At 44.6% G+C, this 13,938-nt stretch carries 10 protein-coding genes and 1 pseudogene; 1 reads left to right on the forward strand and 10 read right to left on the reverse strand.

Annotated elements, in window-relative coordinates; all coding sequences use genetic code 11:
• Positions 1-36 precede the first annotated feature (36 nt).
• From OCV29_RS12535 to OCV29_RS12570, 8 genes and pseudogenes are all read right to left on the reverse strand, one after another.
• Positions 37-399, reverse strand: a complete 363-nt coding sequence (locus tag OCV29_RS12535) for a hypothetical protein (protein ID WP_073603128.1) — start codon at positions 397-399, stop codon at positions 37-39.
• Between the two features lie 4 nt (positions 400-403).
• Positions 404-1,528, reverse strand: coding sequence for a tetratricopeptide repeat protein (locus OCV29_RS12540; protein WP_139281543.1), 1,125 nt, complete (start codon positions 1,526-1,528; stop codon positions 404-406).
• Positions 1,529-1,623: 95 nt separating this feature from the next.
• The gene (locus tag OCV29_RS12545; protein ID WP_073603126.1) at positions 1,624-2,769 is read right to left on the reverse strand and encodes a tetratricopeptide repeat protein; all 1,146 of its coding nucleotides are present in this window, start codon (positions 2,767-2,769) and stop codon (positions 1,624-1,626) included.
• 69 nt (positions 2,770-2,838) lie between these two features.
• Positions 2,839-3,993, reverse strand: coding sequence for a tetratricopeptide repeat protein (locus OCV29_RS12550; protein WP_073603125.1), 1,155 nt, complete (start codon positions 3,991-3,993; stop codon positions 2,839-2,841).
• 98 nt (positions 3,994-4,091) lie between these two features.
• Entirely contained in the window at positions 4,092-5,249 is a 1,158-nt protein-coding gene (locus OCV29_RS12555; RefSeq protein ID WP_073603124.1) for a tetratricopeptide repeat protein, read from the reverse strand.
• Entirely contained in the window at positions 5,246-9,115 is a 3,870-nt protein-coding gene (locus OCV29_RS12560) for a LysM peptidoglycan-binding domain-containing protein (RefSeq protein ID WP_139281542.1), read from the reverse strand. Before OCV29_RS12560 ends, OCV29_RS12555 begins: the two co-directional genes overlap by 4 nt.
• Before the next feature lie 4 nt (positions 9,116-9,119).
• Positions 9,120-9,674 (reverse strand): DUF4123 domain-containing protein, encoded by a 555-nt coding sequence (locus tag OCV29_RS12565; RefSeq protein WP_073603122.1) that lies wholly within the window; start codon positions 9,672-9,674, stop codon positions 9,120-9,122.
• Positions 9,671-10,846: pseudogene (locus tag OCV29_RS12570) on the reverse strand (type VI secretion system Vgr family protein); the annotation flags it as partial. The gene OCV29_RS12565 and the pseudogene OCV29_RS12570, both read right to left, overlap by 4 nt.
• Before the next feature lie 549 nt (positions 10,847-11,395).
• Between OCV29_RS12570 and OCV29_RS12575 the strand changes: the two are divergent.
• Positions 11,396-11,596 (forward strand): hypothetical protein, encoded by a 201-nt coding sequence (locus OCV29_RS12575; protein ID WP_139281541.1) that lies wholly within the window; start codon positions 11,396-11,398, stop codon positions 11,594-11,596.
• Between the two features lie 75 nt (positions 11,597-11,671).
• Here OCV29_RS12575 and OCV29_RS12580 read toward each other — a convergent pair whose 3' ends face one another.
• Both OCV29_RS12580 and OCV29_RS12585 read right to left on the reverse strand, forming a co-directional pair.
• Complete coding sequence (locus OCV29_RS12580) at positions 11,672-12,673, reverse strand: hypothetical protein (protein WP_073603119.1); 1,002 nt, start codon at positions 12,671-12,673, stop codon at positions 11,672-11,674.
• 259 nt (positions 12,674-12,932) lie between these two features.
• The gene (locus tag OCV29_RS12585) at positions 12,933-13,934 is read right to left on the reverse strand and encodes a hypothetical protein (RefSeq protein WP_073603118.1); all 1,002 of its coding nucleotides are present in this window, start codon (positions 13,932-13,934) and stop codon (positions 12,933-12,935) included.
• Positions 13,935-13,938: the final 4 nt, after the last annotated feature.

Consider the following 13,938-nt stretch of genomic DNA (forward strand, 5'->3'; position numbering starts at 1 on the left):
CCATTTTCACGGCGGAAAACGGGCGAAAACGCCTTTTTACCACGCGCTGGCCGGATCGGGATTGGAAGCGCATCCTTGCGCCCAATCCCTGAAATTCATCCTGAATTTCCCTGGATCATTGCTCAATGAAACCACAGTGAAGAGACTCAAAATTTTGCTCTGTTCAGCTATGTGCAGCAATTCAGTTAACACCTTGGGTCCTTCAGCATGGCGGGACTGAAAACCAGATGGAATAATGTGATACAGCACATAACTGCCAAAACCTAATGCAGCAATCGCACACAGGCTTAACACGAAGAGCATAATTAGCTTCAGATTGATTTTTTTTATCATAAGAAAAATAGTAAATTTAAAAATCAGAGCTGCAATAAAGACAAGCTCTGATTCTTTATTAGTCAATAAACTATGGGCTTGGTGGATTCATTTCATCGATGTAAATAACTGGAGTCATTTCACTGATTGTTTTTTGGGATAATTTTTTTGCTTCAGATAATTCCTTATTATTTAACACATCTAAATTCTCATATTTCATTTTTATCTTTAATGTCATGAGATTGCTATTCCTGTTTGACAGTTCATCACTAGTAATAGCACATGATGCAACCTTAATTAGATTATCCCTTGTTTTATTTCCTCTCAAAAAGAAGTAATCCAAACATGTATAATAGTCGCTATCAATTTTTTCAACCTGTTTTATAACCTTACCAATATATTGAGATGAAAACATTTCTCGATCATCAAGAATAACTGTAGATAAAGCCAAAGGATAATTATTATTGGCTAGCAAAGTCAGAATTTTATTTACCAGTACTATATCTTGCTTATCGACCGGACTATCCTTATCAAGATAGGGGCCATAATAACCATGTCGTACATACCCCCCAAGTAAACTCATTAAAGGCTGATAATAATGCTGTTTAGCATTCTCTGTCACCAGTTGTTCCAGCTTTTTATGGACTTCGGCTGAATCACTGTATACATCAATATCCAGCTTCAGCAAATAATAAGCTGCTTTCAAATCGCCATTGTCAGCCCGCTGTTTCAGTAATTTCCGGCCTAACTTGCCCCATTTTTCCTTACAATAACCGAACATAAAACGCTGACAATCAGAATTATCCGCATCCAGTCGTAGTGCCGCATACGGATTCCCCAGCTCCGCAGATTTCTGGTATAAATGTGCTGCTCTTGATGAACGATAAGGACTACCGTAAGTGATTTCTGCCAGCCAGAACATCGCATCGGCATTACCTTTTTCTGCCAGTGGCTCAAGGAGTTTTTCAGCAATATCCCAGCGGTGACGCTGGATCTCCAACACCGGCTGATAGAGCGGATTCTCCGGCCGGTAAGTACTGGCGATATACGGATCCGGGTTAAAAGGCTTACTCTGTTCAGCCATGTGCAGCAATTCAGTTAACACCTTCGGCCCTTCAGCATGGCGGGACTGAAAACCAGATGGAATAATGTAATACAGCACATAACTGCCAAAACCTAATGCAGCAATCGCACACAGGCTTAACACGAAGAGCATAATTAGCTTCAGATTGATTTTTTTTATCATAAATAATAGTGAATTAGGTATCTGAGCAGCAATCCCTGCTGCCCTGATTTTTGTTAACAGAACAACTATAGGTTCACTGAGTTCATTTCATCGATATAAATAACAGGAGTCATATTTTTAATAATATTATCAGCTATATGCTTTGCCTGAGATAGTTCGGCCTCAGATAACGGTGGATAGTCATTATATTTTAAATTCGATTTAACCATATTAAAGTCATGATATCTATTAACTTCTTGATCGCTGGCAATAGCACATCCTGCAAGTTTAATCACATTGATACGTGGTTTATCTTCACCAACGGGATAAAATTCTCTACAGACTGTGACACTAATATCAAGTTCATTTCTTTTGTTAATCATTTTCTCCATATATTCAGATGTAACTGAAATATCATCATCGAATATAATCTCAGACATGAGTGGCACATAGTTATTATTTACAGCAAGTTTCATTAGCTGAATAACTAGTCTTTTATTTTCAGAAGACAGTGGTTCTTTACGATCAAAATAATACCCTTTAAGATAGCGTTTTAATAAATCAGCAAGCGGTCGGTAATAGTGATTTTTAGCATTCGCTGTGACTAAACTTTCAAGCTTTTTATGTTCTTCTTCAGTTGTTAGCAACTTATCTCTTAATAAATAATACCCAGCTTTTACATCACCTTTATCTGCTCGTTCTTTGAGTAGCTTTCGTCCTAACTTACCCCATTTTTCTTTGCAATAACCGGACATAAAACGCTGACAATCAGAATTATCCACGTCCAGCCTTAATGCCGCATAAGGATTGCCAAGCTCTGCTGATTTCTGATATAAATGTGCAGCTTTGGATGAGCGATAAGGACTACCGTAAGTGATTTCTGCCAGCCAGAACATCGCATCGGCATTACCTTTTTCTGCCAGTGGCTCAAGTAGTTTTTCAGCAATATCCCAGCGGTGACGCTGAATTGCCAATACAGGTTGATATAACGGATTCTCCGGCCGGTAAGTACTGGCAATATACGGGTCTGGATTAAATGGTTTACTCTGCTCTGCCATGTGCAGCAGTTCCGTTAACACCTTAGGCCCTTCATTATGACGGGCAGTAAAACCATCAGGAAATAACCATAAATAGCCAAACACTAAAAAGACAATCAAGACTAAGCTGACAAAAGCTATAGCGAGCCATTTGATAATATTTTTAAATAATGTTCTAAATTTGATTCTACTCATTGTAAAAAATTATTTTTAAAAAGCCAAATCCATAATATTTCTAAGCTATCATTTCTATCATAAAATAAACTATGGACTTGGTGGGTTTATTTCATCGATGTAAATAACTGGTGTCATCTTACTGATCATTTTTTCTGAAATCTCTTTTGCTTGACTTATTTCATCTTCTGTTAGAGCATCTATATTTTCATCTTTCAAAACCATTTCTAATAAAGAAAGATTATGATTCCTATATGAAATTTTATCACTAGCGATAGCACAAGATGCAAGATTAACTATATTATCTCTACTTTTATCTTCCCTCAAAAATAAATAGTCCAGACACGAATAATAATTAATACCTAATTTTTCAAGTTGACTCATTACTTTATCAATATATTGAGATGAAAACATATCTCCATCATCGATAACTGTAGATAAAGCCAAAGGATAATTATTATTGGCTAGCAAAGTCAGAATTTTATTTACCAGTGCTATATCTTGCTTATCGACCGGACTATCCTTATCAAGATAGGGACCATAATAACCATGTCGTACATACCCCCCAAGTAAACTCATTAAAGGCTGATAATAATGCTGTTTAGCACTCTCAGTGACCAACTGTTCCAGCTTTTTATGAACTTCGGCTGAATCACTGTATACATCAATATCCAGCTTCAACAAATAATAAGCTGCTTTCACATCACCATTGTCAGCCCTCTGTTTCAGTAGTTTTCTCCCCAACTTACCCCATTTATCATCACAATAACCGGACATAAAACGCTGACAATCAGAATTATCCACGTCCAGCCTTAATGCCGCATAAGGGTTACCTAACTCAGCTGCTTTCTGAAATAATTTTGCAGCCGGTCCTGCTGAATATAACCCACTGCCGTATGTGATCTCCCCAAGCCAAAACATGGCCTCCGCATTACCTTGTTCAACCAATGGCTTGAGTAATTTTTCAGCCTGCGCTAGCTTACCACGCTGTATCGCCAACACCGGCTGATAGAGCGGATTCTCCGGCCGGTAAGTACTGGCAATATACGGGTCTGGATTAAATGGTTTGCTCTGCTCTGCCATGTGCAGTAGTTCCGTTAACACCTTCGGCCCTTCAGCATGGCGGGACTGAAAACCAGATGGAATAATGTGATACAGCACATAACCGCCAAAACCTAATACTGCAATCACACACAAGCTTAAAACGAAGAGCATAATTAGCTTCAGATTGATTTTTTTTATCATAATTTCCAGCCAGACTCTTCTAACGGCTTATTTATCAATCCATAAAAATTTTTATAATTATTCATTCATTAGTTTTATACAATAGTTGCATATTAATTTTACATCCTTTCAGAATTCATCTCATCAATATAAATAACGGGGGTTTGTTCTTCTATAATTTTTTCCGACAATGTTTTAGCCTGATTGATTTCATCAGCACTCAGGGGCGTAATTTTTTTTCGACTCAATATAGATTGGAATAAATCAAAATTTGTAAAATTCCTTTTTTCAAAATGTGTAACCGCCAATGCACAAGCTCCACCTAAAATTAGATTTGATCGTTTTTTATTTTCAATTTCATTATAATATGACGCACACGTATAAGGTTTACCTTCTAATAAAATACTTTGACCAATCACTTTAGACAAATATCCTTTCGGTGTCATATTATCATTTGAATATATATATTTTGCTACTGCCGGAGGAAAATTATTATTAGCAGCTAACATAGCAAACTGCATCAATATCTTCCACTGCTCAGTCGATATTTCCTTATTTCTATCCAAATAAGGGCTATAGCTACTTCCTCCCAAGTAAGTTCTAATCAAACGAATTAAAGGATGATAATAGTATTGTTTCGCATTTTCGGTCACCAATTTTTCCAGTTTTTTATGCACTTCGGCTGAATTACTAAACTCATTCATATCTAGCTTCAACAAATAATAAGCCGCTTTCACATCGCTATTGTCAGCCCGCTGTTTCAGTAATTTCCGGCCTAACTTGCCCCATTTTTCCTTACAATAACCGAACATAAAACGCTGACAATCAGAATTATCCACATCCAGTCGTAGTGCCGCATACGGATTCCCCAGCTCCGCAGATTTCTGATATAAATGTGCAGCTCTGGACGCGCGATAAGGACTACCGTAAGTGATTTCTGCCAGCCAGAACATCGCATCGGCATTACCTTTTTCTGCCAGTGGCTCAAGTAGTTTTTCAGCAATATCCCAGCGGTGACGCTGGATCTCCAACACCGGCTGATAGAGCGGATTCTCCGGCCGGTAAGTACTGGCGATATACGGATCCGGGTTAAAGGGCTTACTCTGTTCAGCCATGTGCAGCAATTCTGTTAACACCTTGGGTCCTTCAGCATGTCGGGACTGAAAACCAGATGGAATAATGTAATACAGCACATAACTGCCAAAACCTAATGCAGCAATCGCACACAGGCTTAAAACGGAGAGCATAATTAGCTTCAGATTGATTTTTTTTATCATAATTCCCAGTTAAACTCCTTCCAATACTCTTTACTCTCTTCCACCATCTCTTTAACCCGCTGACGATCTGCGACAATATCACTATTATCACTATCTTTATCAACCCGGTAAGCCATAAAACGATTTACAAATTTATTTATACTGGGTGTATATAAACGATAGCATCTAATGTTCCCACACAATTGCAAACTCAACCCTGTAAATAGTCTTCTAATACGTGCAATTTCACTATTTCTTTCTTTACTTCGGGTTAACTCTAGCCTATCAATAAAATGGGCTATCTGATACCAGCTTTCAGCAAAACGCTGCCACTGTGCATAGGGGTTACGTACATTTTCCAGATTTCCGCCCATACGAATTAAACTTTCTTCAAACTGACGACGACGTTGCTCAAGTATTTCTTCTTTTTTTGTTGACTGAGTCAACCAATCCATAATCTGAATTATCGCTTGAGCCTTTTCGATCTCCTGATTCTTACGCTGTTCTTCCTCATCATCACTTTCCCACCAACCACTAGCCCGCTGACTCAAACAATCCAGCAGCTTACACATCGATTCCGGCGGCATATTTTTCACCCAACTCTGTACTTTTTGCTTATCACTTCGTTCAAGAATATTTCGCGCAACCGTCGGCGCATAGTCTTTTTTCAACGCGTTGGATTTAAAATCGGCATAAGCCGTGGTTGGCATCAACAGAATATCACCGAAACTCAGACCTAATACAATCGCAAGGGTTAAACGCTCATTGAGGGCTTCATAGTCCTGATTCACGCCGTTTTCATCCACTTCCCCGAACACCGCGATTCGGCGGAACCCAGATTCTTTGAGAATGTTCAGCAGGTGCTCGATAAACCGGTCGGCGTTGATCGGATTGACCGAAACCGAGATTTTACCCGACACCCCCGGACCGCACACCACTTTCGCAGCGGCAACCAGATACAAAGTGCCGTTCTGGAAGGCGATTCTGAGCTCACCGGAAAAACCAATTCCCGCATTCGCTGCCAGCTTGCTGGTGACACCGCCCAGCTCCAGCAGATCAGCAGTAATTTTATTGCCGTTAATTGTGGTTGCCGGTGGCCGCCAGTAAACCTTGGCTCCGATTTCTCCGCCAGCTTCCACACCGGCAAAGGCATCCACTTTTGCTACGCCCTGCCCGGCAAGCGCCAGACCGGTCGGATTTCCGTTATCAGAGCCATTATCCCCGGCTGAAGATTCCGGAATATTTTGATCTGCTCCGTTGACCCGGTAACCCAGTGTCCGGCTGTTCACACCCTGATTGTAATCCTGATAGCAGGTGGCTTTCCCTTTTACACCGATTTTACCGTCCGTCGCCGACGGCCCGAAGCTGACATTCCCGGAGATGCTACAGGTAGCCGCCGCCAGACCATACACAACGGCCGACATTTCAAGGAAAAAATCACCACATTCATAGGTTTTCGGCACTTCTTTCTGCTGTGTTTCATCCCATGCCATGTAAGTGATATCCGGCTGCATACCCTTTGCCGGACCTTTGGTCGGATCACCCTGATCGCCCTGCGGGAACCAGGTTTTGAAGGATAACTGACCGCTAAGCAGCGTCAGGTTCACACTGGCCGAAACGCCACTGGTCAGATCCATATTGGGTTTGAGTTTATCGTGTTCACTGGCTGGCAGGTTCACCGTGCCGTTCACACTGGCAGAAAGACGCATAAACTGTGCCTGCGCATCCACCACATACAGTGATTTTCCGTCAGGCCCGAAACCATCTTCCCAGTGATAGTTGTCTTCCCAAAATGCGGATGTTTCCCCCTTGGCTTCTTTGGCAATATTGAACACACTCAGGGCGAATTTGCCTTTCACCAAATCATTGGCCGCATCCCCCGCCGCACTTTTTGCCGTTTTATACACAGCATTCAGGTTATCCATCGTACTCTGTAAATCACTGAACTTTGTCAGCGCCTGTTTCTGGGAATCGACCATCGTCCCCGGCCCGACCGGCACCACTTTCTGAGTAATATTTTTGATATGGCCTCTGGCTTTACTTTCATCGCCGGAAGACTGAGGCAAATACCAGGCAGGCCCGCGAACCCAGCCAACCTCACCGCTGGAAAGCAGCACACATTCAACCACCTGTAAGTCAGCTTCGCCGGTTTTTTTATGAAAAAGTTTGCGGCTTTTCTTCTGTGGTTTGAATTTCTCTTCATCCCAGACCAACTGATAAGCGGCTTTTTTCTTGTCTTCCGGCAGATAAAAGCGTTGTAAATTCTCGGCTTTCTTTGCCCGATCCGCAGCCAGCTCTTTTAAAAAATCAATCCGCGCCAGTGCCAGCTTTTTCACCCAAATCATGTGACTGAACATTTGCGGGGCTGGCATGGCAGAGCCCAGCACCTTTTTTAAATCTCCCGTCCATTGGCTCAGCGTCGCATCAATCAGCTTCACAATCGCCAGAGACGGGTAATAACCCCATTCCACAAATCCTTTGGTATTGATGATTCGTTTCATCTGGCTTTGTGCGGGCTCTTTGGAATCAGTTTGGACGCCAAGCTCCTGTATCAGTTTTTCAGCAATCTCTTGTCCGTCTTCAATATCAATCTTACGGCTGGATTTACCTGATAAGAATTCATTACTGCGCCAGAAATCAAACATGCCGAAATGCTGGCGTAAAGTCTCCGGTCCGAGATGGTTATCGGCTTCGCCTTCCAGCTCAGCAAAGGTCAGGCATTGCTCTTTGAGCAAAATCCCCATCCGGTTCAGGTTGAGCAGATGCGCAGCAAAATCAAATGCAGCCCCCTGATATTCATCACCGCTTTCAGCCTCATAGGATAAGATTTTTTCCGAGGACCGCTTCACGTAGTCCCAGAACAAGCGAATGCTTCGGCTGGCATCTTCATGAGAATTCAGAGCAGTTTCTGTGTCATGATATGTCCGGCCCAGAAAAGCAGCTTTCAGGGTCGCTTCAATGTTTTTCTGCTTACTGCTGGTAAAGTACTGATGATTTTTATCATAAACAAATTTTGACCCATCATCGGTGGTCAGCGTCCGGGCAAACTGCTCAGCGCGGCGTTCTATCTCTTTGCGCTCACGTTCCAGATGCTGGAGCACTTTATGACGGAGTTTCATTCTTGCTTTTGCCAGATGATTCTTCGTGTCACTGATTTGCTCAAACTGCTTGATCGTCATATCAACCGAGGTCATACCGGGACCGTAAGTCTGAACCATCAGGGAATAAGTCAGGTAACCTTTGACCTTCTCCCACATGACATATTTGTCAATCAGTTCTTTTACATCTAATCCTTCCTGAGTAGCAACAGATTCGATAAAGCTGTCTTCCCCATGCTCAAATTGTTTTGCTGCACCGGTTTTGATTGTTAATAACAGGTAAAGCATCAGACGATAGCGATCAATATCCGTTTTTGATTCGAGAAATGCTTCATGCGGGGTATTCTGAAATTTAGATAACAACCCGAGACTATTCAGCTTTTGCAGGGTTGCTTCATGGTCCTCGATAACAGATTCAGCAACCAGCTTTTGTTCATCCTCAATGATTTTCTTCGCATCCTGACTGATGGCATACCAGACTTTTTTATTCGATTTCGGATGCGCAGGGACGTAAAGAATATCCACCAGCTCAGGCCCGGAACTGCCACAATAATCATTTTTACATTTTGGTGGTTTAGGCAGCGGAATGCGGGTTCCCGGATCATTATTAAATGCAGCGCCTTCCTGCCCCGGCAAGACAAGCGTATTACCGGCATAAATCAGATCAATGTCCTTAATTTGGTCACTATTCAGTGCCTGCAACTGAGCGACATCAAGATTAAACCGTTCGGCGATCAGACTTAAGCAATCACCTTCCTGAATTTTATATGTTTTTGGATAATCAGCCATCACGTTATACCCATGCTTTAAATACTGGTGAAATCAATTCATAAGGCCGTGCCACAACCTCCGGCACACAGGCCGGGTGACGTAAGGTACGGAACTGCTGGTTATTGTCTGTCCAGCTCATCGAACAACAAGGCCCGAGAATCGTCCTGATATCTTTTTCTGCGAGCTGAGTAATAATCTCTTCCCACAGTGGACTGCCGTAATACCTGAAAAACAACGGCGCTCCCTCGATCTGCACATCAAACAACGCTTGTAAATGTTCAATCAGGGTCTCTTCAGCCAGTGAGCGCTCACAGGAAAAAAGCACACAACTGGTGCGCAGGGCATAGTCATCCACCATTTGTGCAGCAATTTCTCCGGTCCCGCTAAAGCGAAAAGCGACCGGACTCTGTTCAATCAGGTTTTCATATTCCGTCCCGGAAAACAGCTTTTGCATCGCCGGATTTTCCTCATGCTGATAAGCCAGCTGAGCAATATCCGGTACTCTGACTGTATCCACCACCAGCCAGTGATCCATCCCCGGCGTGGTCAGTAATTTCTTTAATGCTTTGTTCATCATGCATTCCCCCGGCACGGACAATCAGAGCGCGGGCAGGAGCCATCCGGCTGTTTCTGACATTTTTTCACCAGTGGCAGGTTATCAAGCGCAATCTCGATAAATGCTTGTGGTGAAATCGGTGTTGGCTGATGTGTCTTCGGCGTTTGCTTCGCCGCTGGCTTCTCCTTCTCCACATAATCCACAATCACCGCTTCCGCGCCAGTCATACCGGTGATGTCTGGCGGCACCAGCTCTTCGGGGGGCTCCAGGGCTTCGAGGATTTTTGGCATCACCGCATCTTCGCCGCCGTAGCCGCTGCCGCTGCCTGCGCTGCCGCCGGAGTTGAGGTTTATCGCCGGGCCGACCACGCTCACGCCGCCCGGATCGAGTTTGACGAAGGTGCCGCCGACTTTGATGGTGATTTCGCTGCCCGCCTGAAGCACCACCGAGTTGCCGCCTTTGAGGTGCACTTCGGAGCCCGCATCGAGGGTTTGTTTACCCGCGACTTTCTGGTGGAATGCTTTATCGACGCTGACGGTGCGGTTTTTGGTGATCTTGATCCGCTGCTCGCCTTCAATCACCAGATGATCGGCTTTTTTGACATTGCCGGACTGGTTGTTTTCGATCGTCTCGTGGCGGTCGTGTTTAATGTCGGTGGTCGAGTCGTTTTCGATCAGGGTTTCGACATCTTTCTGCGCGTGCAGGTAGATTTTTTCACTGCCGGACTGATCTTCAAAACTCAGCTCGTTGTAGCCTTTGCCCTGATGCGTCTGGGTGCGCAGCACGGTTTTGGTTTTATTGGCTGGCAAGGCATACGGCGGGGTGTTGCTGGCATCATACGTCCGGCCGGTGACAATCGGTTGGTCCGGGTCGCCGTGCAGGAAGGAGACAATCACTTCGTTGCCAATCCGCGGCACCGTCACCATCCCCTGCTGGCCACCAGCCCAGCCCTGTGAAACGCGGATCCAGGCACTGCTTTTATCGTCCGAGCCATCGTAGCGATCCCACGGGAAATGCTGTTTCACCCGGCCATGTTCGTCGGTGTAAATCTCTTCTCCCGGCGGGCCGACCACCAGCGCAATGCTGGGGCCATCGACGCGGGGCTTTGGTTGCGGATGCGCACGCCAGACACTGTCACCGGGGATTAAGGTGAACTGGTTGCTGTAGTCGGCCGCACCGCCGGAGCTGTCTTCAGACTGCTTGCGCTCGGTCATCGACGAGATGAACATTTTCGCGGTACTGGACGCACGACGAGGGTATCGTCACTGATCCCGTCGATGGTCAGCTTAAAATTTAGTCTTCTCATGGGGTAGAGTCATCAGTATCGCTGTTAAGAAGCAATCAACATAATCTCATATGAGATATATTAAAATCTTATTTATGACTTCTCTGAGGGATATATCGATGAAGATCACACTTTTTTGTATGCTAAAAACCATACTTTCAATCCATTGACTTCATTGTCACCCCAACCGTAAACTACTGCCTTCACTGGCAAAATCCAGTGAATGGGATTGGCCTCTCAAACTGAAACCACTAGACATATAGAAGCTGGCATTTATATTAGTTTCTGTGTGGAGCCTTGGCACACCTGTACTTTTTCAGAATAACGGTGAGCTGAGCAGGGGCGCTTCGGCGCGCCGTTTCCTAGTGGGCGGTAAGGCCAACCTTGTTCAGTTCACCACCATATAGTTTGGCCTCTGTATGGTGGTGAGTTACCTGTCATAACCATTAGGAAAAGAATGATGCTTGAAATGCTTCCCTACAAACCCGAAATTGCCCTGAAAGCACGGGAACTTATCCTCGAATTCAGTCAGACAATCGATGATCATCATGCCGATGCTAAGATGATTGATCAGATACAAAACTATCTGAATAACCTGATCACCTTACATGCTCTGCGACATCAGGCGCTGGAGGATTCCGTTTCCGGAATATCGTGAACTGGCAGGCTGGCTTGAAATGAACGGAGAAACAGAAAGGGGCGTTCAAGTGCCGCCCCTGATTGATTAGGAAACTTAAGCCGACTCAAAAATATTCAGCTCTGGCCCGGTGGCCGGAATATGCTCTTCACGCTGCCAGACAATGATTTCATCCAGCTTCTTCGCGTAATCCTCATCACTCATCTCCCGCCAGTAGGTCGGATTACGGCCGGTTTTTTTATCATGGGTGGCGGTGGTTTCATCCTGCTCACGGAAAGGCTCCAGTATCGGGATATCCGGCAGGGGCTGGCTCACATCCATATATTGCTGAATCATATTCCACACCCGCAGGTACTCTTCCTGCGACAGATGCATCCCACACATCGAACCCAACCCGATGGCGCCTTCACTGTAATTATGATAACGGTGCACCAGTTTCAGGTGATGACTCAGCAATCCCTGATGGTTCGGGTTACTCATCAGAATACAGTCAAACTCAATAAACGGATGACTGAAAATCACCCGGTTTCCTTTGCCGTATAACGTCACCATCCCGGTTTCCCGGCTCAGGATAAAACGTTTACGGGCAAAAAGAGAAAGGTGCTCGATTTTAAAAAACTTATCTACGACACCATTGACCAGCCATTTAGGGCCGTTAAAGAGACACATCGGTGTATAAATCACCAATGCAGGTAATGTTACATATAGTAAGACATTGGAAAATATATAAATAACACCTCCCCATCCATGATCACCAAGTAAGGGAAGCAGTGATATTAAAAACAATAGAGGAGTAGCGAACCACAATGTAAACTTCGCTAATCCTGCCATAAATAAATAAAAGCCCAGCCAACTGGTAAAAGTGTACGGTTCTAATCTGTTCTGATTCCAGTATAAATCGATCCCTACTTCAGCACTGTTCTCATGTACCGATGATTTGTATCCTCTGATCACGGAGGTCGCAATACTGTTGTGATCTGCCCGTGTGTAAGCAAACCTCTTTCCCCGCCGGTACAGGCTTTCATGCCAGCTGTTTTTACCGGGTCTCGGCTGTGGGGTGAAATCTCGGCTGTTATAGGCGCCGGGGTGATAAGCCATTGGGTTTTCCTTTATTAAGAAGAAGATTCAGGCATTGAAGCAGGTTTGGTACGCTCATATATCCAACGATCCAAGCAGCTTAAGGTGTATGCGTCCCAGCCCATTTTCACGGCGGAAAACGGGCGAAAACGCCTTTTTACCACGCGCTGGCCGGATCGGGACTGGAAGCGCATCCCTGCGCCCAATCCCTGAAATTCATCCTGAATTTCCCTGGAGTATTGCTCAATGAAACCACAGTGAAGAGACTCAAAATAACGCCTTAAGCCGACTCAAAAATATTCAGCTCTGGCCCGGTGGCCGGAATATGCTCTTCACGCTGCCAGACAATGATTTCATCCAGCTTCTTCGCGTAATCCTCATCACTCATCTCCCGCCAGTAGGTCGGATTACGGCCGGTTTTTTTATCATGGGCGGCGGTGGTTTCATCCTGCTCACGGAAAGGCTCCAGTATCGGGATATCCGGCAGGGGCTGGCTCACATCCATATATTGCTGAATCATATTCCACACCCGCAGGTACTCTTCCTGCGACAGATGCATCCCACACATCGAACCCAGCCCGATGGCTCCTTCATTGTAATCATGATAACGGTGCACCAGTTTCAGGTGATGACTCAGCAATCCCTGATGGTTGGGGTTACTCATCAGAATACAGTCAAACTCAATAAACGGATGACTGAAAATCACCCGGTTTCCTTTGCCGTATAACGTCACCATCCCGGTTTCCCGGCTCAGGGTAAAACGTTTACGGGCAAATAATGAAAGATTATCTTTTTTGAAAAACTTTGCTCCAACTCCCTTAACCAGCCAGTCAGGTCCGTTGATGAGAGACATCGGACTGTAAACAATAAGGGCAGGCAGAGTGACATAGAGTAAAAAGTGTGAGACTAAGTAAATTGCCCCCTCTAGTCCGGGTGTACCAAATAAAGGGAGCATAGAAAGTACAACGCCTATAGGGGTAATAAAATACATAGCTGTCTTCGCTAATCCTGCCATGAAAAAATAAAATCCCAGCCAACTCACAAAGGTATAAGGTTCTAATCTGTTCTGATCCCAGAACAGTTCCATGCCTGAATCATCATCGTCATCGTGTATGGATGGTTTGTAATTTCTGATCATTGAAGTCGCAATACTCTTATGATCTGCCCGTGTGAAAGCAAACCTCTTTCCCCGCCGGTACAGACTTTCATACCAGCTGCTTTTACCGGGTCTCGGCTGTGGGGTGAAATCTCGGCTGTTATAGGCGCCGGGGTGATAAGCCATTGGG

Source organism: Vibrio aerogenes (genome assembly GCF_024346755.1).
Taxonomy (GTDB): Bacteria; Pseudomonadota; Gammaproteobacteria; order Enterobacterales; family Vibrionaceae; genus Vibrio; species Vibrio aerogenes.

Excerpts from the sequence above, each read along its gene's own strand:
- OCV29_RS12540 (WP_139281543.1), bottom strand. The coding sequence starts at position 1,528 with ATGCTCTTCGTGTTAAGCCTGTGTGCGATTGCTGCATTAGGTTTTGGC.
- OCV29_RS12545 (WP_073603126.1), bottom strand. The coding sequence starts at position 2,769 with ATGAGTAGAATCAAATTTAGAACATTATTTAAAAATATTATCAAATGG.
- OCV29_RS12550 (WP_073603125.1), bottom strand. The coding sequence starts at position 3,993 with ATGATAAAAAAAATCAATCTGAAGCTAATTATGCTCTTCGTTTTAAGC.
- OCV29_RS12555 (WP_073603124.1), bottom strand. The coding sequence starts at position 5,249 with ATGATAAAAAAAATCAATCTGAAGCTAATTATGCTCTCCGTTTTAAGC.
- OCV29_RS12560 (WP_139281542.1), bottom strand. The coding sequence starts at position 9,115 with ATGGCTGATTATCCAAAAACATATAAAATTCAGGAAGGTGATTGCTTA.
- OCV29_RS12565 (WP_073603122.1), bottom strand. The coding sequence starts at position 9,674 with ATGATGAACAAAGCATTAAAGAAATTACTGACCACGCCGGGGATGGAT.
- OCV29_RS12575 (WP_139281541.1), top strand. The coding sequence starts at position 11,396 with ATGATGCTTGAAATGCTTCCCTACAAACCCGAAATTGCCCTGAAAGCA.
- OCV29_RS12580 (WP_073603119.1), bottom strand. The coding sequence starts at position 12,673 with ATGGCTTATCACCCCGGCGCCTATAACAGCCGAGATTTCACCCCACAG.
- OCV29_RS12585 (WP_073603118.1), bottom strand. The coding sequence starts at position 13,934 with ATGGCTTATCACCCCGGCGCCTATAACAGCCGAGATTTCACCCCACAG.